We start from the raw sequence: 21,722 nt of genomic DNA, 5'->3' as shown, positions 1-21,722 counted from the left end.
GCAAGCCTTCATGGGCTGCTCAGGAGTTCAGGGCCGCCGCCCGCACGTCGACCCACTCGCCCTCGCCGAGCACGAATGGCGAGCGCTGGATCGGCGTCGTGACCTCCGGGCCGTCTGGCGACAGGTACACGTCAACCTCGCTGCGGATGCCGAAGCCCCGCGCGGCCGGGTACGTGCCGGGTTCCACGGTCACGCACAGGCCCGGCGTCAGGGCGCGGGTGTCGTGGGTCTCGTAATCGTCGAGATTCGCGCCCGCGCCGTGAATCGTCACGCCCAGGTCGTGCCCGGTGCGGTGCAGGAAGTACGGCTCCCACGTCTCGCCCATGGCGCTGCGGGCGGCGCGGTCGGCCATCCAGCCCTGCACGCGGCCCCAGCCGTCCCGTCCGTACGCTCCGTCAATGAGCTTCAGCGCGGCGTCCCGTGCAGAGGCCACGGCGTTCCAGGCGTCCAGGTATTCGGCAGTCGGCTGGCCCGCGTACCCCACCCACGTCACGTCGGCAAACGGCCGGCCCGGTTCCTGCGCCCACAGGTCGATCAGCACGCACTGGCCCGGCTGCAGGGTGGCGTGCACCTCGGGGCTGGGCTCGTAGTGGCTGTCAGCGGCGTTCACGCCGAAGCTCACATTCACCGGATGCCCCGCGTCCATGCCCGCTGCCGCGATGCGCTCCATGATCACGGCCTGCGCGTCCAGTTCGGTCACGGGCTGCCCGGCCTTCAGGCGGTCGTGGATCAGTTCGAAGGCGGCGTCCTTGGCGGCCATCAGCACGTCCACGGCGCGGCGGTGCGCGGCCAGATCGTCCGGCGACCACGTCAGGAAGGCCTGGAGCAGATCGGCGCTGCTCACCACCTCGGCCGCGCCCGCCGCCCGCACACGCTCCAGGGTGCCGGCGTCCACGCGGCTCACGTAGGGCACCTCGCCGCCCGGCGAGTATTCCATCGCCACGCGCTTCCCGGCCACCACGTCTCGCAGGGCCGCGTCCAGTTCCGCGTGCTCACCGAAGGCCCGCAACTGCGCTTCCCAGTCCTGGGTCATGCTGCGCCACGTACCGCCCTCGATGTGGTTGTGCAGCACGGTCGCCTGCCCCTCACGCGGCACGTACACGAAGAACCGCCGCGTGAGGAACGCCCCGGACGGCAGCCCCAGCACGGTGCCCGCGTGCGGGTTCAGCCCCCGGAAGTCATATACCAGCCAGCCGTCGAGATCGGTGGCCGCCAGCGCCGCCTGCATGCGCGAAATCGGAGAGGTCATACGGTGCAGGGTAGCGTCACCACACCCCCCGGAAGGCGTCGGCCGGGGTGGCGACGTGACTCACGGCGTCTCCACCCTGAACTTCGAACCCACGCCGCATGAGTTCGAAGCCCAGCGCATAGCCGCCCCAGCGGGGCAGACCGGCAGCCGGTGCGCCCATGAACCACGCGGCGTAGTCGTAGGGGCCGTCCAGCTCGTCCTGCGCCCGTGTCCACAGGGCATCGAGATCGGTGGTCGGTACGGCGTAGATGGGCCGCTCCCGGCGTTCCGTCAGCTCGAAGTGCTGGGCCAGCCCCTCGAACACCAGGGCGTCCAGTAGCGTCCCCATCCCCTGGTGTCGCCACCGCGCCGCGTGGTGCAGTTCGTGGGCCAGTGTGGCGGGCAATTCCTGCCGCCAGCCCTCCTGAAACGGGGTGCTGGTCGGTGTCAGGGCAAGGTGGACGCTGTAGCCGTCCGGTGCGGTGCCCACCATGCCGGTCTCGGGAATGGTCCACGGACTCGCGTACATGACGACGTCCACGCCATCCAGGCCGAGCTGTGCGGCCTGCCGATCCAGGGCGTGCCGGGCAACAGTCACGATGTCGTTGGCCAGTGGGGATGGGAACTGGCGTCCGGCATTCAGCAGATGGAGCGGGTTGTGGAGGCTCACCTGTTCATGCTGCGGGGCCAGGGCCGGGAATGCATCCGCGCAATGGCCGACGCTCAGACCGACTCCGCTCTATTCCGCCACAACTGGGACAGCACCAGTCGTGGCTCCATGACGCGGAGCCGGTCTCTCTTTCCTGCTCCCTCCGGTCGGATTTCATCGGCTCCATGAACCGATTCAATCGAAATCGATATCACTCCGACGGGCGGTCGATATTCGCGCTGCGGGGCGGCAGCGTCCGTACCAGCGCGTGTGCCCGCGCCTCGGCCAGATTCCACTCGCGCAGGCCGGGGGCGGCGTCGTGGCGGTCGTGCAGGGTGTCGATGACGTTCTGGCGCACGCCCGCCGCCTGTCCACGGGTCAGGACATCGAGGTTCAGGGCGATCACGGGGACGCTGCCGGCCCCCAGGCGCAGCAGTTCCCACACGCTGGCGTGCTGTGTCGTCGTCCGCAGCTCGTTGGTCACGCCCGCCACCTGCCGGTGGACGTTCACGCGGGCGATCAGGTCGGCCGGGTCGATGGCGGTGGTGCCCAGCAGCGTCACGAAGCCTGCCAGCAGCGCTGGGAACGCGAAGCGGCGCACATCCGCCCGCCACAGGCCACGGGCGAGCCACGCCAGGGTGAGCACGACCCAGATCAGGAAGGCCGCGCCCAGCACGCGGGTCTCGCTCAGGCCGTAGGCGAGGGTGTACAGCCGCCAGCGGTTGGCGGCGCTCAGGATGACCAGTGCCAGCGGCAGCAGCACCGCAAGGTTCAGCAGGCGGTAGGGCAGGCCCGCCCGCACGTCCGGACGGGTCACGGCAAAGGCCCCCAGCAGCACGCTCAGCGTCAGGAAGGCCACGGTCATCAGTTCCCCGAAGCCCTGGCGGATGTACGTGGCGAAGGTCAGGCCCTCGGGCAGCGCCGAGCCGCTCAGGAAGTACGGGAGCTGCGTGACCACGAAGGCCACGAACAGCGCCGACAGCGCTCCCAGCGGCAGCCCGGTCTCGACCAGCCCCAGGCGCGGGGGCACGCGCACGTCGGGCACCACGCTGGGCCGCAGGCTCATGACCGCCGGGTACAGCAGCCCGCCGGCCAGCGCCGCCCACCACAGCCACGTGACCCCGTCGCGGAAGAGGCCGTCCAGTCGCCAGTCGAGCAGGTGCGACACCATCTGCCCGAAGCCCTGATCCGCGCGGCCGAGCAGGCTGCCGAAGACCAGCAGCACGGGCACGGTGAGCAGCACGCCGACCAGGGCGCGGGTCACGCCGGCTCCCCGCGCGGGGCGCACCCGTGCCCACGGAAAGCGTTCCAGCAGCGCCAGCGGGCCGTACACGAGCCGCAGACCGCCCGTGACGGCCGAACCGAGCATCCCGCCCACGCCCAGTGCCGACAGCCCCGGAAAGCGCAGGAACGCCGCGCCCAGCAGCAGCGCGGTGACCATCGCCACGCTGTTCAGGAACACCAGCCCGGACGGCACGCCCCGCAGTGTGAAGCCCACGCCGAAGGCCACGGCCACGCCCAGCAGGGTCAGGCCCTCGGGCGTGGGCACCGCACCCCGGCGCACCGTGCCCCACACGGCGATCCCGGCGAACAGGGCACTCAGCAGCGCGAGGTTCACGCCGGCCCCTGTACTGCGCGTGAGCAGGTGCGCGGCCAGCCCCACGCCCAGCGCGGCCAACAGCGGGAACGCCGCGCGGGCCGGACGGGGCGGCGCACTGACCTGAGGGGTGGCGGACGGTTCACGTGGGGACAGCGCCTCGGCCTGGGTCATGGGAGCACCGTACTCACCTGAGGCTCAGGCGACGTCCGCCGGAAGGTGCAGGGCAGGGCTGGCACATTCCTGCTGGAGGGTTCGGATTCGGTGTCAGGCGAGTGGTCGTGGGTCGATAACGATTGTGGTCAGGATCTCCTATCATCACACCGATGCTCAAGGTCTTCTGGCAGGAGCCCGACGCTCCACGTGATTCGAGGATCATCGGCAGTTGCGGCGGACAGCCTCAGTTGAACGTGGGAGATCACTGTCCTGCATGCCTGAAATGCGGTGCTCTTATGCCCTATTTCTTCACCGTAGATGTAAGTGATGTGCTGCCAGGTAAATTGCTGAGCCTATTCTATTGCATCTCGTGTACCGGCAACACGGTGCCGGAGTTCCCGGCGACGCCTGTGAGTTCTCCCATTTCTGGTGCTGAGGCTCAGGAAGTTCAGAAAGATTACCGCCTTCATCTCCACTCTGCGGAGCCTCGAAGCGCCGATGTCTTTTCACCACTGATTCATAGGCCGATATTTGGAAAGACGCCACGCTCAAATAGGTATCAATTCAGCAAGATTGGTGGTGAGCCTACCAAATTCTGGGGTGCAGAAGACGGAAATATCCACAAACTGCTGCTCCGGATCCGGGAGTCGGATGATGTAAGGCTCGCCCGAAGCAGCGACTCTCCCAAGCAGAGTGCTTACAAGCTGTTCGATGGCGATCCTGATTTCATTGAGCAGGAGCATTATATTCTTGTCAACGGCATCCCTGTGTACATCTTTGCCACGCATGATGAACAGGCCGCCTTTCTGGTGACGGGGCGATTCTGATTCAGCCCCCCCGTGCGAACCGCCGCTCCAGACTCCGCTGCACGACCTCCAGCAGCGAACTGATCGCCCAGTAGATCAGCGCGGCGGCCACATACGGCCCGAAGGGTTCGAAGGTGCGGGCAATGACCAGCTGGGCGCTGCGCAGCAGTTCCACGACCGTGATCACGCTGACCAGCGACGTGTCCTTGACCAGCCCGATCAGGGTGTTGCTCAGGCTGGGCAGCGCCACCCGCGCCGCCTGCGGCAGGACGATCAGCCGCATGGTCTGCGACGGCGTCAGGCCCAGGCTGGTCGCGGCCTCGCGCTGGCCTTTCGGGATGCTCAGGATCGCGGCGCGGATCGTCTCTGACAGGTACGCGGCGGCGTTCAGGGTCAGGGCGATGATGCCGCCGGCCACCGGGTTCAGCGTGATCCCCAGACTGGGCAGCCCGTAGTAGATGACGAAGATCTGCACCAGCAGCGGCGTGCCGCGCATGAACGATACGAACACACTGCTCAGCCCGCGCAGGAACGCAAAGCGCGACAGCCGCGCCAGCGCCACCGCAAAGCCCAGCGGCAGCCCCAGCAGCATGGCCGCCAGCGCGAACCCCAGCGTGATCGGCGTGGCGGCCAGCAGCGTCGGCAGCGAGGCCCACGCGCTCTGGAGGACGAGTTGCAGCTGTTCAGTGTTCATAAGAAACCAGGGTGAGCCGGAGGCGAGCCCGAGCGAAGCGAGTATGGGCACGATACGGAACCGAAGCTATGGAAAGACATGCCGATCCTTTCACGGCATGTCTTGGAATGGCGTAGGTTCTGTATCATTGGCCCTCCGGGCAGTTCATGAGCTCCGGGCTATGAGCTCTGAGGAACATCCTCACTGCTCGCAGCCCAGAGCTCATAGCTCACCGCCCTTAAGGTTTGCTCACGTCCTGTCCGAACCACTGGCGGCTGATCTTGGCATACGTGCCGTCGGCCTTCAGTTGCAGCAACGCCCGATCCACGGCGGTCTTCAGCGAGGTGTTGGCCTTCTTCATGGCGATGCCCACGGGTTCCGCGTCACCGATCACGCCCGCGCCGCGCACGGGCAGATTCTGGGACTTGATCAGGTAACCGACCAGCAGGCGGTCGTTGTACGCAGCGTCCAGGCGGCCAGCTGCCAGATCGGCCAGATACTCGGGTGCACCGGGGTACGTGACGACGTTGATCCCGCTGGCGTCGCGCAGCTGCTTCTCGAAGTTGCTGCCCAGGCCCACGCCGACGCGCTTGCCCTTCAGGTCGGCCAGGGTCTTCGGGGCGAAGGTGCCGGCCTTCTTCACGATGATCTGCGGGCTGGAGTACGCGTACGGGGCGCTGAAGCCGATGGTCTTCTGCCGCTCGGCGGTGATCCCGACCTGGTTCACGATCACGTCGTACTTGTTGGCCTGGAGGCCGGCCAGGATGCCGCTCCACTCGGTCAGGACGAACTCGGCCTTCAGGCCCAGCTTCGCGGCGACGGCTTTTGCGATATCCACGTCGAAGCCGGTCAGTGTGCCCTTCTCATCCTTGTACGTGAAAGGCGCGTAGGTGCCCTCCATACCGATGCGCAGGACGCCCTTCGTGAGGGTGGTGGGGGCGGTGGCGGCCGACGCGGTCATGCTGGCGGCCAGGGCCAGGGTGGGGATCAGGATTCGGTAGTTCATGGCACTCCTTGAGGTAACGCAGGTTGAGGTGGCGCGGGCTAGGCAGCTGCCCGAAGCGAACCAGTGTACCAAAATTGTCAACTACTGATCATCCCCCGGTGCCTTTCAGGGTTTCTTGAGATCCGGCCTGCCCGTAACCACCCACGCCGCGCCCACGCTCAGGCCGACGCACAGCCACAGCGACGGCGCGTAGCTGCCTCCCAGCGTGTACAGCGCGCCCGCCCCCAGCGGCGTCACTGCCTGCGCGAGGTTCACGGGAAGGGACAGCCGCCCGTTTGCCGCGCCGAAGGTGTCCGGGTACCGTCCGGCCAGCAGTTCTGCGCGCGCCAGGGTCAGCGCTCCGTTGCACAGCCCGAAGACCACGACGCCCAGGGCGGCCACCTCTACCCCCTGTGGGCGTAACAGGAATAGCGCCGACAGGCCGACTCCACCCAGCAGCAGGGCGGTCAGCGGCGCGGGCGGGAGGTGCCGGAGCAGCGGAACGAAGATGGCGCGGCCCGGCAGGGCGGCCAGACCCATCAGCCCGGCCAGGAATGCAGCGCGGGCGGGGGGATGCCCGGCGGCCAGCAGCAGCGGCGCGAGTTGCAGGCCCACCGCCACCGTGACCACCCGCGCCAGTGTGAACGCCACCCCCAGCCGGGCAAAGGTCGCGTCTGGCGTGAAGGGGAGTGGGGTGGCGCGTTCCCGGCCGCCCGTGGCCGGCAGTCCCACCCAGCACGCCACGGCCACCACGAGCAGCAGCGCCGCCAGCCCGGTCGCCGCGCCCCCGACCTGTCCGCGCTGCAGCAGCCAGGCGGTCAGGGGCACAAAGAGGGTGCTCGCCAGTCCCGCCACCAGCGTCACATGCAGCGTGGCCCGTGTGCGGACGGCGGCAGGCACCGCCTGCGCGAGCACCGTGAAGGTGGCCTCGTAGAAGGTCAGGGCCATCGCCACGCCCGCCAGCAGCCACGCCAGCACGAACAGCGGGAACGGGGGCGTGACCGCCAGGATCAGCAGGGCCACGGCCCCCAGCCCGGCCCCGGCACTCAGCAGTGTGCGGCCCCCGTGCCGGTCGAGTGCCCGCCCGATTCCTGGCGCGAGCAGCGCGGTCACCAGCAGCGCCCCGGTGAAGGCCCCGCCGGTCTGCACCCGTGTCCAGCCGGTCTGGGCCTCGGTCGCCACGGCCAGCAGCGGCTGCGCGTAGTACAGCGCTCCGTAGCCGACCGTGGAGAGCAGGGCCAGTGTCCAGACGACGCCGGTACGCCGGGCCTCAGCCAAGCTGGACGACCTGGGGGCCACAGCAGCCGCTGCCCGGAGCGCAGGCATCGGCCTGGGCCTCCGCTTCGGCGGGCACCCCGCAGGCGTCCCCGGCCTTGCACTGCACGCCGGGCGTGCGCAGGTGGACGATCAGCCGCTCCGGCTGCTCCTCCACGTGCGAGACGTGATATTGCAGGGCCGGGCTGGTCGCGGTGCCGTACTCGAAGCGCACCTCGGCCTCGGGGCGCACGGGCACGCGGGCGACCACGCGGTCGTAGATACCCAGGAACTTCGCGGTCGACATGAAGCCTTCACGGGCCTCCTGGGGGCTGCCGTCCATCAGCTGGATCACGGTCTCGCGCCAGCTTGCGGCCCTGCCGCCGCAGTCCATCGCCTCGATGCTCACGGCCTTGACCTCGGTCACGTGGTAGCCGGGGCTGACCAGCGGTGCGCCGTGCAGCCAGAACTCCAGCGGGCGACTGTCCGGGCAGCGTAGAGTGTCCAGCAGCGCGTCGGTGCGGGTGGTGTCCTGGGTGCCGGGGATGGGAAGTGCAGTCGCGGTCATCGTCGTCTCCTTCAGGGGCAGGTGCAGCAGGGCGGCAGAGGCGGGGCAGGCGTCCTGAAACTCGCGCGAGGCGTTCAGGGCAGCAGGGGAGGCGGCGCGGGCCAGAGGCCGGAACCCGAAGCGGGGGAAGTACGCGGCAGCGGTGGTGGTCAGCAGGTACAGGTCGCTCAGGCCACGTGCGCGCGCCTGTTCGATGACGTGCGCGACGAGTCCGGCGGCGATCCCCCGCGAGCGGGCTACCGGAGACACGGCCACCGAGCGCAACAGGCCCACGGTGCCGTGTACCTCCAGCCCGGCCACTCCGAGCAGGGCATCGTGATCCGACGCGACCCAGAGTTCCGTGCCGTCCAGGCCGGCAGAGGGCAGGTTCAGCTCGGCCAGCAGGGCCTCCAGCGCGGCGCGGTCGCCCGGCTGGGCCAGCAGGATGGCCGTCACCGGCAGCACCCGCTGTCGTCGCCGTCCAGTTCGGCCTGGAGGGCCCCCGCCAGCGCCGAGAGCAGGCGGCGGGCCTGGGGCCGGTCGTGCTCCGGCAGCCGGGCCAGCACCCGTTCGGCCTGGGCGTTCAGGGTGCGGTCGAGGTCGGCGGCGGCCGTCCGCCCGGCGTCGGTGAGCGTGACGTTCAGCGCCCGGCGATCCGTGGGGTGCGGCCCCTTGACGATCAGTCCCTGTCCCACCAGATCGTCGGTGCTGCGGCTCAGCCACGCCTTGTCGAGGTTCAGGCGGCGCGTCAGGGCACTGAGCGTCTGATCGCCCTCGCGCAGCAGGGTCGTCAGGATGCTGCACTGGGTCGCGCTCTGCACGTCGCAGCACGCAAAATTGCGCTGTTGCAGGGTCAGGAACAGCCGCGTGACATCGCGCAGCAGGAGGCCGGAGGCGGTGACCGCCGGCATACCGTTGTCAGTGGCAACAGTCATGTGGGCACCATAGGCCGAGGACACATCGTTGTCAATGTCAACAGGTGGGACGGTATCAGTCCGGGTCTGGATCCGCTCCGGTGCATGCGCCGCCAGACCGTCCAGGCCCCCGCCGGGGGTGGACATCCCCGCCAGCACGACCGGGTGAACTGCCTGAGCGTGGCGGACGCGTGCGTCTTCAGGCCAGCTGGACGCCATCCGTCGTCCGGTCGGTGGGTCGGGTGCACGTGCCATCACGCACGACTCGGAGCTGTCCATCTGAAACCACTTCACATCAAACTGCCATGTAGAACTCACAAAGCTGACATTTTCGACTACACTCTCATACAGACGCAGCGCGGGTTTCCGGGCCGACCCCTCAGGCACGCCGCCGACGTCGGTTTCACCGGAGTGTTCCATGACCCAGCAGGCGATGCCCACTGAAGTTCCAGACCCTCTGGCCGGCACGTACCATCTGGTGCGCGGCGGCGTCCTCCAGGCCAGCCGGGGTGCCGTGACCCCACTGGCCCGGCGAGTCCAGGCCACCCTGCACCGCACGGTGCTGGCTCCGGAATTCTCGTGTCTGGCGGCCCGCGCCGCCCTGAACACCAGTGCCTACGCGCTGGGGTGTTATGGCGACCTGGGCAGCGAGGCGGCGACCCGGGGGCTGGCCCAGGATCTCGCGCAGTTCTGCGCCGATCAGGACGCCATGGCCGGCGGCTTTACCTCCATGATCGCTGTCTTTGCCGGCCCGCCGCCGCCGGACGAACACGCCTTCGAGGAGCGCCTGTGGGCACAGCTGCGTGCCCTGCACGCCCGCGATCCGCGTCCCTACAGCCCGGAGGTCGTGGCCGACCCTCAGGATCCCCGCTTCGGCTTTTCCTTCAACGGGCGCGGGTTCTTCGTGATCGGCCTGCACCCCCACAGCAGCCGGCTGGCCCGCACCTTCCCGTACCCGGCCCTGGTCTTCAACGCCCACCGCCAGTTCCGCCGCCTGCGCGAGACCGGCCGCTTCGAGCCGCTGCAACGCGCCGTGCGGCGCCGGGAACTGGCGTGGCAGGGCAGCCTGAACCCCAACCTCGCCAACCACGGCGAGGCGTCCGAGGCCCGGCAGTATTCCGGCCGCGCGGTCGAGCCGGAGTGGGCCGCGCCCTTTCCGCACCCGCCCGTGACCGCTGAGTCGCCGGGGCGCTGCCCGTTCGGATACGGGGCCGCCTCTGCCCACGAGCCCCCCACCACCCTTCAGGAGACCACCCGCGAATGACCGAGTCCCCCACCCTTTACCGGATTCCACCGCAGAGCGGCGCCGGCTTCACCCTGAAGCGTGGCGACGTACTGGTCGTGATCGACGCCTGGGGCGAACAGGTCTCGGATCTGATGGCCTTCGCCGCCGATGAGCGCGGCGAGTGGCTGTCGTCGGGGCGCACCTTCGACTACAACGAGACCATCTACCTGACCACGGGGCACGTCCTGTACTCGAACCGCAGCCGGCCGATGTTCACGCTGCTGCGCGACGACGTGGGCCGCCACGACTTCCTGTTGACCCCGTGCTCGACCGAGACCTTCGAGATCCTGTACCCGCCGGGCACCGCCGACGGGCATCCCAGCTGCTTTTCCAATCTGGTGCAGGCGCTGGCCCCCTACGGCATCCAGCCGGATCAGATCCCCACGACCCTGAACATCTTCATGAACGTCGTGGTCGACGAGTCCGGCCGGGTCAGGATCGCGCCGCCCATCTCGACCGCCGGGCAGCAGCTGCACCTGCGGGCGGAAATGGATCTGATCGTCGGCCTGACCGCGTGCTCGGCCGAGGGCAGCAACGGGGGCACCTTCAAGCCCATCGACTACCACGTCATTCCGGCCGGGACGCCGCAGTAGCGGTATGGCCCGCGACTTCAGCGCGGTGCTCGACCGCCTCCCGGATGACCGGAGTCCTGCGCCCGGCACGCGGCGGATCGGGCCGTGGCAGGTGCGGCTGGACGCGGCCGACGGCGCGCTGGTGTCGCGTCCGGAACTCGACCTGCACGTGCTGGTCAAGGGCTGCCTGTACGGGGCCACGCCGGACGACCTGCTGGACGCCTACCTGCACGGCGGCCGGGACTTTCCCCGGGACATCGAGGGCCACTACGCCGCGCTGATCCTCGACGGCCAGGCCGGGCGGGTGCTGGCCGTGGCCGACCGGGTCGGTTCGCAGGCCATGTACGTGGCGCACACCCCGCAGCACGTGCTGGTCTCGACCCGGCCCGACTGGGCCCCGTTCCGCGAACGCCCGCTGGATCTGGAGGGCGTCAGCGCCTACCTGACCAAGGGCAGCCTGCTGGGCGGCGTGACCCTGCGCCAGGGCGTCGGCGTCCTTCGCCGGGCCTGCGTTCACGATCTGGGCGGCTCCCACGTGTGCACGCACGAGTACTGGCCGCTGACCTTCACCGGGCCGCAGGCCGGGGCGAGCGTGGCCGATCTGGAAGCCGAATTCGCCCACCTGATCCGGGGGGCCATGACCCGCCGGCTTCAGGCCAGCGGCGGGCGGGCGTACCTGTCCCTGAGCGGCGGCTACGACTCGCGCGGTCTGTTGAGCGTGCTGACCACTCTGGGCGCGGACGTCCGGACGTTCTCGTATGCGCTGGACGCCCGCGCTCCCGGCAGCGACGCGCAGGTCGCGCACCGGCTCGCGGCGCAGTACGGCACGCGGCACACGGTGCTGGGCGCGTATCACGGCTCGGTGCTGGGCAACGTGCGGCGCAACGTGGCGTGGGGGGGCGGCGGCGCGCCGCTGTGCGACGAGGCCGACGCCTGGGCCGACTTCGCCGCCCTGAACCCCAGCGACGTGTTCGTGGGCGACCACGCCTTCGACATCAACAGCCACCCGCTGAGCCTGCACGCGGATCAGCTGCTGCGCCAGAAGGTGCCGCCGTCCTTCGGCATCCTGGCGTGGCTGCGGCCCACGCTGCCGAACACCACCTACGATGCCCTACAGGGGGCGTGGGAGCAGGTTCTGGCGGGTGTGCTGGCGCAGGCGGGGGCTGGCTCCGACCGAACCGGCTACCCGCTGGAGATCGCCCTGATGCTGGACGTGAACGTGGCGCACTCGCTGCTGCCGTGGCGCGACCGCTTCGCCGGGCACACGGCCCACGTGCATGTGCCGTATCTGGACGGTGCCCTGCTGGACTTCACGCTGCGGCTGCCGCTGGAGGTGCTGGCCCGCAAGGCGATGTTCCGGCGGGTGCTGCATACCCTCGACCCCCACCTGATGCGGGTGCCGCTGGCCCGCTCGCTGGGCTACGTCCCCGACTGGACGACCGAACTGATCGCCCAGCGGGCCGAGATCTGGGACAGCGTGCAGCAGACCTCCAGCCCCCTGGACGACGTGATCCCGCCGGACGTGATCCATGCCCTGCTGCTGCAGCTGGCCCCCGTGCCACGCAGCGTGCAGCTCCGGGGGGCTGTCCGGCAGACCCTGGGCCGCCTGCGCCGCACACCCCTGGGCCTGCGCGTGTTCGGCCCCGCCCCGATCCGCAAGACCGTGGACGCCGCGACCTTCCTGCGGCGCGTGCTGACCGTACGGGCAGTGGTGGCCCGCGGTGCCGGGAGCGTGGTTCAGGACGCAGAGGGGACACGTGCTCGCCCCTCAGGGCTGACGTGGGCTGCAGGTGACTGATGCGACCGGGAACCGGGAGGTGATGGCGCAGGAGGCTCAGTTCCTGACCTGATGAAGTGTTCATAGCAGCGGGTCTGAACCCACCCCCGTGGTATCCTTGACCCAAAGCAGGCCGCCTGACGGCCGGTTCCAGCGACCATACGCTGACCTGGTGGAGTCCGCATGTCGGGCTCCATCGTGTTTTCTGGTCAAGGTTTTTGATTCACGGCCGCACGGCCATCACATCCTGAGTGTCCTCCCGGAGGTTCCATGGCTTCCCACGCTCCCGCATCCCCCTTTGCCCGCTTCGTCCACAGCGAGGCCTTCGCCGGTCTGCTGCTGGTCTGCACCGCCGTGATCGCCTTCGTGTGGGCCAATTCACCCGCCCAGGGAGCCTATGCCGCCCTGCGCGACACGCATCTGGCCGTGAGCGTGGGTGGGGCCCGCCTGGATCTCTCACTGGAACACTGGGTCAACGATGGCCTGATGGCCGTGTTCTTCCTGTTGGTCGGCCTGGAGATCAAGCGCGAACTGCTGATCGGTGAACTGGCCTCGCGCCGCCGGGCCACGCTGGCGATCGCGGCGGCGGCGGGCGGGATGCTGGTGCCCGGGGGCATGTACGCCCTGCTGAACGCGGGCGGCCCCGGCGTGGACGGCTGGGGCGTACCGATGGCGACGGACATCGCCTTCGCGCTGGGGGTGCTGGCGCTGCTCGGCTCCCGCATTCCGCTGGGGCTCAAGGTCTTCCTGACCGCCCTGGCGATCGTGGACGACCTGGGCGCGGTGCTGGTGATCGCGCTGTTCTACACGTCGGATCTGAACCTGGGAGCACTGGCGCTGGCCGCGCTGACGTGGGGCGCGGCGCTGCTGGCGGGCCGCCGGGGCGTGTCCAGCCTGAAGGTGTACGGCGTGCTGGGCGTGGTGCTGTGGCTGCTCGTGCTGCAGTCCGGGCTGCACGCCACGATCGCCGGGGTGCTGCTGGCGCTGGCCGTGCCCATCCGCAAGCCCGACCCGGCGGGGTACCTGACCTCGCTCACCGACGCGGCCCGGCCGGGCCGGGAGGAGGAGGTCGGAGCGCGGCTGCGGGATCTGGAGGATCTGCTGGAGCGGGCCCAGAGTCCACTGCACCGGCTGGAGCACGCCCTGCATCCGGTGGTGACCTTCGCCGTGTTGCCGGTCTTCGCCCTGATGAACGCCGGCGTGACGGTGGGAGCGGGCGGTCTGGGCACCGTGTCGCTGGGCGTCGTGCTGGGGCTGCTGCTGGGCAAGCCGCTGGGCGTGGTCGGGGGCGCGTGGCTGGCGGTGCGCGCGGGCGTGGCCTCGCTGCCCCGCCGCGTGACCTGGCGGCACATGGTGGGGGCGGGGATACTCGCCGGGATCGGCTTCACCATGAGCCTGTTCGTCTCGAACCTGGCCTTCGAGACCGGGGCGCTGCTGACCCAGGCCAAACTGGGCGTGCTGATCGCGTCGGTGCTGGCGGCGGTGCTGGGAGGCGGGTGGCTGCTGCTGGTCACGCGGAACCGTGGCTCAGGGGCCGGGATGTCAGCGCCCGGTACGGTTGCCCCGCCCCCGGCCCCCTAGACTCCGGGCATGGCCTTTCCGGACATCCAGAGCTTCATGCGCCTGCTTGAACAGCGCGGCGAACTCGTCCGCGTGTCCGTGCCGGTCTCCCGCGAGCTGGAGATCACCGAGATCGCCGACCGGATGGTGAAGCGGGGCGGCCCGGCCCTGCTGTTCGAGAACGTCGTCGGCAGCGCCTATCCCGTGGTCATCGGCCTGCTCGGCACCAAGGAACGTGTCGCCCTGGCGCTGGGCGTGGACGACCTCGACGGCCTTGCGGAGAAGGTGCGCGCCCTGATTGACCTCTCGGGCGGCGGCAGCAAGCTGGGCCTGCTGAGCAACGTCACCAAGCTGCGCGACGCCATGAACCTCCCGCCGCGCCGCGTGAAGAACGCCCCCGTGCAGCAGGTCGTGTGGCGCGGCGACGAGGTGGATCTCTCGAGGATCCCGGTGCTGAAGTGCTGGCCGCTCGACGGCGGGCCCTTCGTCACGCTGCCCCTGGTCATCACCAACGACCCCGAGACCGGCGAGCGCAACATGGGCATGTACCGCGTGCAGGTCATGAGCCGCAACACGACCGGCATGCACTGGCAGCGTCACAAGACCGGCACGAAGCATCTGGAGAAGGCGAGGAAGCTCGGCAAAAAGCTGGAGGTCGCGGTCGCCATCGGCGGCGACCCGGCCCTGATCTACGCGGCCACCGCGCCCCTGCCGCCCGTGCCGGGCCTCGACGAGTTCGCCCTCGCCGGCTACCTGCGCGGCCAGCGCTACCCGGTCACGAAGGGCGTGACCGTCGACCTGGACGTGCCCGCCAACGCCGAGTTCATCCTGGAGGGCTACGTCGACCCCAGCGAGGACTGGGTGGTCGAGGGGCCCTTCGGCGACCACACCGGTTTCTACACGCTGCCCGACCTGTATCCGCAGTTCCACGTCACGGCCGTCACCATGCGCGAGCGGCCGGTCTACCCGGCAACCATCGTGGGCCGCCCCCCCATGGAGGACGCGTACCTCATCGAGGCGTCCGAGCGGCTGTTCCTGCCCGCCGCGCAGCTCATCATTCCCGAGATCGTCGATTACCACATGCCGCCCGCCGGGGTCGCGCACAACCTCGTGTTCGTGTCCATCAGGAAGACGTATCCGGGGCAGGCGTACAAGGTCGCCAACGGCCTGTTCGGCCTGGGCCAGATGATGTTCGCCAAGGTGATCGTGGTTGTGGACGAGGACGTGACGGTCAGCGACTTCGGCGCGGTGTGGCGCGAGGTCGCGCAGAAGGCCGTGCCGGGCCGCGACACCCTCACCACGCGCGGGCCCATCGACGTGCTCGACCACTCCAGCCGCGGGTGGGGCTACGGTGGCAAGCTGATCATCGACGCGACCACCAAGCGCCCCGAGGAGACCGGCTCCGGCGTCAGCTCCCGCGACGATCAGGCGGGCGACGTCACCCCCGAGACCTTCCAGCCGCACGCCAGCGCGGAGCTGCCCACCTTCGACGGCGTGCTCGCCCAGACCCAGACCGGGGACGGGTACTGGCTCGTGGCGCTCGACAAGACCCGCCCCGGGCAGGCGCAGGAGCTGGCCCGCGCCTTCGCCGCGCACCCCGCCGCCCGGGGGATCCGCCACCTCCTGATCTGCGACGACCAGACCGACGTGGGCAACCTCCAGGACGTGTGGTGGACGATCCTGAACAACATCGACGCCGAACGCGACGTGGCCGTGCACGGCGGGCTGCTCGCGTGGGACGGTGCGCGCAAGCTCCCCGAAGAGGGCTTCGTGCGCGAGTGGCCGCCGAAGATCGTCATGGACGGGGCGGTCGTGAACCGCGTGGACGCCCTGTGGCACGTGTACGGCCTGCCGGAGCAGTGGCGCTGAGGCTCAGGCGTCCAGGTCGCCGACCCGGTTCACGTTCCGGAAGTAGGCCGCGTCCAGACCGGGAACGAACACCGTCTGTCCCGGCGGCGCAGCTGTCCTGAGCCGCCGTTCCCCGGCGTCCAGCAGGGCCGAGATCTGGGGCAACAGATGCGTGTGGTACAGCGCGGCCAGCGGTTGTGGTCTGTCTTCGCCGTCCAGTGCGACCACCGCCAGCGCGTCCGGGGTGCGGGCAGCGGCCAGGGCCTGCCAGTACACGGGGGTCAGCCCCGGCGTGTCCACCCCCGCGAAGGCCACCCAGCCGGGCGGGGCGGCGGTCAGGGCGGCCTCCAGCCCGGCCAGCGGCCCCTGACCGGGGCGGGTGTCGGGCACCGTCGTCCAGCCGGGCAGGGCGTACTTCCCGGCCGGAGCGATCAGCACCCGCACCGGGCAGGCCTCCAGGCTGCCGGCCACGTGTTCCAGCAGCGTCCGGCCACCCAGCACGGCCAGCGCCTTGTCGCCGCCGTAGCGGCTGGACTGCCCGCCGGCGGTGATGGCGGCGGTCACGTCAGTCACGCGGGCCGGTCTGGCGCTCCAGCGCCCGCAGCGCCCACGCGGCCACGCGCGGCAGGGGACGGCCGTAGGGCGGGTACGTGAAGCGCACGCTGCTGCGTGGGCCCTCGTGCATGATGGCCCGTTCGTGGCTGAAGGTGCGGAAGCCGTGCTCGCCGTGGTACGCGCCCATGCCGCTCGTGCCCACGCCGCCGAAGGGCAGGTTCGGGTTGGTCAGGTGGATGACGGTGCCGTTCACGACCAGACCGCCGCTGGTCGTGTGCCGTTTGCTGCGCTCGATCACGCCCGCGTCCTGCGCGAACACATACAGGGCCAGCGGCGGGTCGTTGCGGCGCACATACTCCAGCGCCTCGTCCAGCGTCCGGTACGTGAGCACCGGCAGCACCGGGCCGAACAGTTCCTCCTGCATGAGCGGCATGTCTGGCGTGACGTCCGTGACGACGGTGGGGGAGATAAAGCGCGCCTGGGGGTCGAACTCGCCGCCCAGGACGATCCGGGCACCCTGCGCGGCGCTCTGGCGCGTCAGGCGCTCCAGGCGTTCCACGCTGGCGGCGTCCACCATGCGGCCGTAGTCCGGGCCGCCGCGCAGCCGCTCCGGCGTGCCGAAGCGCTGCGTGGTGATCTCCTGCACGGCACTCACGAAGGCGTCCCGCTGGGTCTCGGCGATCAGCACGTAGTCGGGGGCCACGCAGGTCTGCCCGGCGTTCAGGAATTTTCCCCACGCGATCCGTTGGGCGGCGAGACGCAGATCCGCGCTGCTGTCCACGATGGCCGGGCTCTTGCCGCCCAGTTCCAGCGTCACGCTGGTCAGGTTCGCGGCGGCAGCCTGCATGACGTGGCGACCGACTGCCGTGCTCCCCGTGAACAGGATGTGGTCGAAGGGCAGCGCCGTCAGGGCGCGGGCGGTGTCGGCGTCGCCGCAGACCACGGCAGCGAGTTTCGGCTCGAACACGCTGTCGATCAGGTCGTGCAGGGCACGGGCGACGTGCGGGGCCTTCTCGCTGGGTTTCAGGATCACCGTGTTCCCGGCAGCCAGGCTGGCGACCAGAGGCGCCAGCGCCAGATTCACGGGATAGTTCCACGGGCTCAGGATCAGCGTGACGCCGCGTGGCGTGGCCCGCACCTCGCTGGAACTGCCGACCAGCGCCAGGGGCGTGCGGACGCGCCGGGGAGCCATCCAGCGCGGCAGCCGGCGGATGACGTGCTGGAGTTCTTCCAGCACCGGATGGATCTCCGTGAGTTCCGCCTCGGCGCGGCTCTTGCCCAGGTCGCGGCGCAGCGCGTCGGCCAGGGCGATGCGGTGGGCCCGGACGGCGTCGTGCAGGCGGCGCAGGATGATCTGACGCTGCGGGGCGGTCGTCTGCGCCGCGGTCCAGCGCCACGCCTGCTGCGCGGCGAACACGGCGTCCGGGGTGGGGGAAGGGCGCGCTGGAGTCACGGTGATACCTCGCATAGGCCGGGCAGGGCAGTCTGGTCGCACTGATTTGAACCGAGTGTAACAAATGCCAGCGCCTGGCCGGGCACCCGCCGGCTCACCTGACGGCCGTCCAGGGCGCCCATTGAGGAAGTCGTCACAAAGCAAGGCTTCTGACACTTGGCAGCGCCCAGACCGGACGAGACTCCCGGATGTCACCCTTTGTTCTGTTCTGGAGGTTCCTATGTTGAAAGTTCTTGCCCTGCCCACCCTGGCCCTGGCCCTCAGCGCGTGCTCGATGTCCATGATGGCCCGTCCGATGGACTACACCCTGGCCAAGCAGCCCGCCGGGAACGCCCTGAATTCCAGCGGCACCGTCACCGTCAACAAGACCGGCTCGATGGTCATGACGACCGCGAAGGTCATGGGCCTGGCCCCGAGCACCTACTATGTCGCGCACTACCACGTGCAGGGCGCGGCCAGCACGGACGCGTGTGCGAGCGGCGGCGCGCCCATCATGTCCAGCATGATCGTCGGCCAGTCCGACGCCTCGGGCATGCTGACCCTGTCGGGCAGCGTGGCGGCGGCCGATGTCATGAACGCCACGTACTTCAACATCCACACCGCCGCCAACGCGACCGGCACCCCGGCCGACGCCGGCGTGAGCTGCACGGCCATTGCCAAGATGATGTAACGGCAGGGTCACGACGCAGGCCGGGACATGGCGTTCCCGGCCTGCGTCGTTTGGAGACCTTACAGCCCGAGCAGTTGCCGGTAGCCGCTCACCCACTGCTGGCCCCAGATCAGCGCCACCACGGCGCCCAGGGCGAGATAGGGGCCGAACTTCACGCGGTTCTCGCGTTTCATGGCGAGCTGGGCCACGCCCAGGATCGCTCCGGCGAACACGGCGATGACCAGCGCCACCAGCAGCCGCTCCCAGCCCAGGAACGCGCCGATCACGGCCGCCAGTTTCACGTCGCCGAAGCCCATGGCCGAGGCGTCGTAGGGTTCCTCGGCACTGTCCGTGCCGGCTGCCTCGTCCTCCGGCTCGCGCCGGAGCCACCAGTACACCCCCGCCACCAGCGACACGCCCCCGGCGGCGGCCAGCGCCCCCTGCACCATCAGGATCATGCCGGGGCCGGTGCCGGCACTGCCCAGCACCAGACTGAGCAGCAGGCCGCCCAGGGTCAGCCATTCCGGCACCCGGATCACGCGCCCGGCGGCCATGTTCACCGCCGCCGAGAGCACGCCCACGCCGGTGCCCCACCACGGCCCCAGCCACGCGCCGGCGATCAATCCCAGGCTGATCTGCTGGTAGCCGATGGGCAACTCCGGGTACGAGCGCTCGCGGAAGCGGCGCAGCACCCACGACCCGAACTGGTTGATCGCCACCAGCAGGCCCGCGCCCAGCAGCGCCCCCTGCACCGCGCCCGCGAAGTCCGGCAGGGTGCCCACGCCCGCCCGGCCGTTCAGGAACCCGAAGATCAGGCCCAGCGCCACGCCCGGCAGGGTCAGTTCGTCGGGGATCGTGAAGGTGTCCAGATCAATGGCACTGCCGACCAGCAGCAGCGTGAACAGGAGCATCAGGCCCAGTGCGCCCCAGCCGACCGTCAGCGGCGGGAACAGCATGGCGATCACGGCGTAGCCCAGGCCCGTCAGGAGTTCCACGACCGGGTAGCGGGCCTTGATGGGTGCCCGGCAGTACCGGCACTTCCCGCCCAGGGACAGCCACGACGCCACCGGCACCAGATCGATCACCCCCAGCCGGTGGTCGCAGTGGGGGCAGTGGCTGGGCGGAAACGCGATGTTCTCACGCCGGGGCAGCCGCCAGATCAGCACGTTCGAGAACGATCCCACCAGCAGGCCCAGCACTCCGGCAAAGATCACGATCAGCACATCGGGAGTCACCAGCGGAGTGTAGGTGTCCTCGTCTGACAGGGGGCTTGCACGTTGTCGGTGGGCAGCGCTGTCCCTGCGGGGCACCGCCTGGATTGTGACTGCCGTGTGACTCCTGCGGCCGGCGGCCCGGCCCCGACGGCGGCTGCACGCCGATACCCCCCGTGGGTAGCACTCCTGCGGCCATGAAAAGTCACACGGCAGTCTCAGAGGGTTGCCATGCTGCGGTATCGAATCTGGCCGCGATCCACGGTCAGTCCGTCCGCACTCCAGGAGAGATTCCCCATGACCCACCGCATCAGCATCCTCACAGCGCTCACCCTGTTGCTGGCCGCCTGCGGCTCGGTGCCGACCCCACAGGAGCACGTCGTCAGCACCACGCGTGTCCCCACGGTCACCGCACAGCACGCGCTGATCACCCTGACGATCCAGCCGCAGACCACCCGCGACCAGCTCCAGGCGGCCCTGCCCGGTGCGGTCATCCTGAGCTTTCATCCGGAGGTCGGCTCGGCCATCGTGGCCCAGGTGCCGTCCGGCGGATCCCTGACGACCGCCGGGCTGCGTGTCCAGGCCCTCACGGCCCTGGGGGCGACCGTCGATGCCGTGGAGGCCAACGACCAGATCACGGCCGAGGGCAGCGAACCGAGTTCGCTGGGCCTGACCACGTGGGCCGGCGGCGCGTTGACCTGGGCCGGCGGCCAGACCACGTGGGCCGGCGGCGTGAGCGGGCTCGACCCGGTGGCCCAGAGCACCTACCGCAAATTCCTGTCCCGGATCGGCATGTCCGAGTCGTACATCGCCACCATGCCCACCCAGGGGGCCGGGATCAAGGTGGCCGTGATCGACACCGGCGTGGACATGAACCATCCCTTCCTGAAGACCCAGATCAGCACCACCCAGGGCTGGGACTTCGTGGACAACGACGCGCTGCCGCAGGAGGTCGCCAGCACCATCGGGATCGGCCGCTACGGCCACGGCACCGCCGTGACGGGCGTGCTGCTGCAGGTGGCTCCCCGGGTCACCGTACTGCCCTACCGCGTCCTCGGCCCTGACGGCTCGGGCACCGTGGGCAACCTCGTGCTCGCCATCGACCGTGCGGTCGCGGACGGCGCGAAGGTCATCAACCTGTCGCTGGGCCTCACCTCGGACGTGACCGCCCTGAGCACCACGCTCAGCACCGCCCTGAAGGCCGGTGTGGTCATCACGGCGTCGGCAGGCAACGCGAACAGCACCACCCTGACCTACCCCGCCCGCTACGCCACCAGCGGCGGCCTGCTCAGCGCCCCGAAATTCGTGGGCCTGGTGAGTGTCGGCAGCATCGATCTCGACGGCAGCAAGTCCGCGTTCTCGAACTACTCCAGCGACCTGAAGATGAGCGCCCCCGGCAACGCCATCGTGTCCGCATACCCGGGTGCCCGGCTGGCCTATGCCAGCGGCACGTCCTTCGCCGCGCCCTCGGTGGCCGGCGCGCTGGCCCTGGGCATGTACCGGGGAACCCTGACGCCCGGCAGCCTGACCGACACCCTGAACGCTGCCGGCGACACGTACACCACCCTGAACGTGTTCACCATGGGCAGTATGGGCCGGCTCCTGAACGTGTCGCGGTACCTGGGCCTCCGGTAGGCCGTCCGGCGCCGGACAGCCACATACGCTGAACAGCACACACGGGCGGCGCCGGGGTTCAGACCACCGGCGCCCGTCCGTCGTGTGCTGATCCGCAGCCGGGAGCCGGGCGAGCGGCAGAGTGTGACGCCCAGATGACACGCCCTGCCCCGTCCGCGGGTGCCGCGTGACCCCCCCCGGCGGGGGGTGGGCGCGGCTGAGGAAAACCGCACACGTCCAGTCACGGAGTGGTCACATCCCCCCACCACACTGGGGTCAGAGGCCATTCCCGGCCGTCCCCTTCCGACCTCCCGAGGTGAACCGTGACGCTCTGCCCCCTCAATCTCGCCCCCGCCGTCCCCGTGCCGCCCCGCCCGTTCCGCCCGCGC

The 21,722-nt window shown here is 69.9% G+C and carries 19 protein-coding genes; 8 read left to right on the top strand and 11 right to left on the bottom strand.

What is annotated here, in order from left to right:
* Positions 1-19 precede the first annotated feature (19 nt).
* The 3 genes from U2P90_RS00765 to U2P90_RS00755 form a co-directional block, all read right to left on the bottom strand.
* The gene (locus tag U2P90_RS00765; protein WP_322473360.1) at positions 20-1,249 is read right to left on the bottom strand and encodes a M24 family metallopeptidase; all 1,230 of its coding nucleotides are present in this window, start codon (positions 1,247-1,249) and stop codon (positions 20-22) included.
* Positions 1,250-1,265: 16 nt separating this feature from the next.
* Entirely contained in the window at positions 1,266-1,898 is a 633-nt protein-coding gene (locus U2P90_RS00760) for a DUF2268 domain-containing putative Zn-dependent protease (protein WP_322473359.1), read from the bottom strand.
* A 190-nt stretch (positions 1,899-2,088) separates the two neighbouring features.
* Entirely contained in the window at positions 2,089-3,648 is a 1,560-nt protein-coding gene (locus U2P90_RS00755) for a DUF4153 domain-containing protein (protein WP_322473358.1), read from the bottom strand.
* A gap of 152 nt (positions 3,649-3,800) precedes the next feature.
* Here U2P90_RS00755 and U2P90_RS00750 point away from each other — a divergent pair, with 152 nt between their 5' ends.
* Positions 3,801-4,457, top strand: coding sequence for a hypothetical protein (locus U2P90_RS00750; protein ID WP_322473357.1), 657 nt, complete (start codon positions 3,801-3,803; stop codon positions 4,455-4,457).
* Position 4,458: 1 nt separating this feature from the next.
* Here the strand turns inward: U2P90_RS00750 and U2P90_RS00745 are convergent, their stop codons facing one another.
* The 5 genes from U2P90_RS00745 to U2P90_RS00725 form a co-directional block, all read right to left on the bottom strand.
* Positions 4,459-5,130, bottom strand: a complete 672-nt coding sequence (locus U2P90_RS00745) for an amino acid ABC transporter permease (protein ID WP_322473356.1) — start codon at positions 5,128-5,130, stop codon at positions 4,459-4,461.
* A gap of 217 nt (positions 5,131-5,347) precedes the next feature.
* Entirely contained in the window at positions 5,348-6,115 is a 768-nt protein-coding gene (locus tag U2P90_RS00740; protein WP_322473355.1) for a transporter substrate-binding domain-containing protein, read from the bottom strand.
* A 105-nt stretch (positions 6,116-6,220) separates the two neighbouring features.
* Positions 6,221-7,372, bottom strand: coding sequence for an MFS transporter (locus tag U2P90_RS00735; protein WP_322473354.1), 1,152 nt, complete (start codon positions 7,370-7,372; stop codon positions 6,221-6,223).
* Positions 7,365-8,351, bottom strand: a complete 987-nt coding sequence (gene arsN2, locus U2P90_RS00730; RefSeq protein ID WP_322473353.1) for an arsenic resistance N-acetyltransferase ArsN2 — start codon at positions 8,349-8,351, stop codon at positions 7,365-7,367. Before arsN2 ends, U2P90_RS00735 begins: the two co-directional genes overlap by 8 nt.
* Complete coding sequence (locus U2P90_RS00725; protein WP_295817886.1) at positions 8,348-8,830, bottom strand: MarR family winged helix-turn-helix transcriptional regulator; 483 nt, start codon at positions 8,828-8,830, stop codon at positions 8,348-8,350. Before U2P90_RS00725 ends, arsN2 begins: the two co-directional genes overlap by 4 nt.
* Before the next feature lie 397 nt (positions 8,831-9,227).
* Here U2P90_RS00725 and gntA point away from each other — a divergent pair, with 397 nt between their 5' ends.
* From gntA to U2P90_RS00700, 5 genes are all read left to right on the top strand, one after another.
* A complete protein-coding gene (gntA, locus tag U2P90_RS00720; protein ID WP_322473352.1) occupies positions 9,228-10,073 on the top strand; it encodes a guanitoxin biosynthesis heme-dependent pre-guanitoxin N-hydroxylase GntA in 846 nt (281 codons plus the stop codon).
* On the top strand, positions 10,070-10,687 hold the full coding sequence (locus U2P90_RS00715) for a DUF1989 domain-containing protein (protein WP_322473351.1): 618 nt from the start codon (positions 10,070-10,072) through the stop codon (positions 10,685-10,687). The genes gntA and U2P90_RS00715 overlap by 4 nt, the downstream gene beginning before the upstream one ends.
* Positions 10,688-10,691: 4 nt before the next feature.
* Positions 10,692-12,464, top strand: a complete 1,773-nt coding sequence (locus U2P90_RS00710) for an asparagine synthase-related protein (protein WP_322473350.1) — start codon at positions 10,692-10,694, stop codon at positions 12,462-12,464.
* Between the two features lie 249 nt (positions 12,465-12,713).
* A complete protein-coding gene (gene nhaA / locus U2P90_RS00705; protein WP_322473349.1) occupies positions 12,714-14,024 on the top strand; it encodes a Na+/H+ antiporter NhaA in 1,311 nt (436 codons plus the stop codon).
* A gap of 9 nt (positions 14,025-14,033) precedes the next feature.
* Positions 14,034-15,872, top strand: a complete 1,839-nt coding sequence (locus U2P90_RS00700; protein ID WP_322473348.1) for a menaquinone biosynthesis decarboxylase — start codon at positions 14,034-14,036, stop codon at positions 15,870-15,872.
* Between the two features lie 3 nt (positions 15,873-15,875).
* Here the strand turns inward: U2P90_RS00700 and U2P90_RS00695 are convergent, their stop codons facing one another.
* Together U2P90_RS00695 and U2P90_RS00690 are read right to left on the bottom strand one after the other, a co-directional pair.
* Positions 15,876-16,424 carry a molybdenum cofactor guanylyltransferase gene (locus U2P90_RS00695; RefSeq protein WP_322473347.1) on the bottom strand — a complete coding sequence of 183 codons (549 nt, stop codon included), beginning with the start codon at positions 16,422-16,424 and terminating at the stop codon, positions 15,876-15,878.
* A complete protein-coding gene (locus tag U2P90_RS00690; RefSeq protein ID WP_322473346.1) occupies positions 16,417-17,859 on the bottom strand; it encodes an aldehyde dehydrogenase family protein in 1,443 nt (480 codons plus the stop codon). Before U2P90_RS00690 ends, U2P90_RS00695 begins: the two co-directional genes overlap by 8 nt.
* Before the next feature lie 220 nt (positions 17,860-18,079).
* Between U2P90_RS00690 and U2P90_RS00685 the strand changes: the two genes are divergently transcribed.
* Positions 18,080-18,529: a superoxide dismutase gene (locus U2P90_RS00685; protein ID WP_295816343.1), complete on the top strand. Its 450-nt coding sequence runs from the start codon at positions 18,080-18,082 to the stop codon at positions 18,527-18,529.
* Between the two features lie 59 nt (positions 18,530-18,588).
* Here U2P90_RS00685 and U2P90_RS00680 read toward each other — a convergent pair whose 3' ends face one another.
* The gene (locus U2P90_RS00680; protein ID WP_322473345.1) at positions 18,589-19,743 is read right to left on the bottom strand and encodes a prepilin peptidase; all 1,155 of its coding nucleotides are present in this window, start codon (positions 19,741-19,743) and stop codon (positions 18,589-18,591) included.
* A gap of 273 nt (positions 19,744-20,016) precedes the next feature.
* Between U2P90_RS00680 and U2P90_RS00675 the strand changes: the two genes are divergently transcribed.
* On the top strand, positions 20,017-21,354 hold the full coding sequence (locus U2P90_RS00675; RefSeq protein ID WP_322473344.1) for a S8 family serine peptidase: 1,338 nt from the start codon (positions 20,017-20,019) through the stop codon (positions 21,352-21,354).
* Positions 21,355-21,722: the final 368 nt, after the last annotated feature.

The organism is Deinococcus sp. AB2017081 (assembly GCF_034440735.1).
Taxonomy (GTDB): domain Bacteria; phylum Deinococcota; class Deinococci; order Deinococcales; family Deinococcaceae; genus Deinococcus; species Deinococcus rufus.
This window is presented reverse-complemented; position numbering and strand designations above follow the sequence as displayed.

Coding starts and splice junctions, on each gene's coding strand:
- U2P90_RS00685 (WP_295816343.1), top strand. CDS start 18,080: ATGTTGAAAGTTCTTGCCCTGCCCACCCTGGCCCTGGCCCTCAGCGCG.
- U2P90_RS00725 (WP_295817886.1), bottom strand. CDS start 8,830: ATGACTGTTGCCACTGACAACGGTATGCCGGCGGTCACCGCCTCCGGC.
- gntA (WP_322473352.1), top strand. CDS start 9,228: ATGACCCAGCAGGCGATGCCCACTGAAGTTCCAGACCCTCTGGCCGGC.
- U2P90_RS00710 (WP_322473350.1), top strand. CDS start 10,692: ATGGCCCGCGACTTCAGCGCGGTGCTCGACCGCCTCCCGGATGACCGG.
- U2P90_RS00750 (WP_322473357.1), top strand. CDS start 3,801: ATGCTCAAGGTCTTCTGGCAGGAGCCCGACGCTCCACGTGATTCGAGG.
- U2P90_RS00755 (WP_322473358.1), bottom strand. CDS start 3,648: ATGACCCAGGCCGAGGCGCTGTCCCCACGTGAACCGTCCGCCACCCCT.
- U2P90_RS00765 (WP_322473360.1), bottom strand. CDS start 1,249: ATGACCTCTCCGATTTCGCGCATGCAGGCGGCGCTGGCGGCCACCGAT.
- nhaA (WP_322473349.1), top strand. CDS start 12,714: ATGGCTTCCCACGCTCCCGCATCCCCCTTTGCCCGCTTCGTCCACAGC.
- U2P90_RS00715 (WP_322473351.1), top strand. CDS start 10,070: ATGACCGAGTCCCCCACCCTTTACCGGATTCCACCGCAGAGCGGCGCC.
- U2P90_RS00675 (WP_322473344.1), top strand. CDS start 20,017: ATGACCCACCGCATCAGCATCCTCACAGCGCTCACCCTGTTGCTGGCC.
- U2P90_RS00700 (WP_322473348.1), top strand. CDS start 14,034: ATGGCCTTTCCGGACATCCAGAGCTTCATGCGCCTGCTTGAACAGCGC.
- U2P90_RS00740 (WP_322473355.1), bottom strand. CDS start 6,115: ATGAACTACCGAATCCTGATCCCCACCCTGGCCCTGGCCGCCAGCATG.
- U2P90_RS00745 (WP_322473356.1), bottom strand. CDS start 5,130: ATGAACACTGAACAGCTGCAACTCGTCCTCCAGAGCGCGTGGGCCTCG.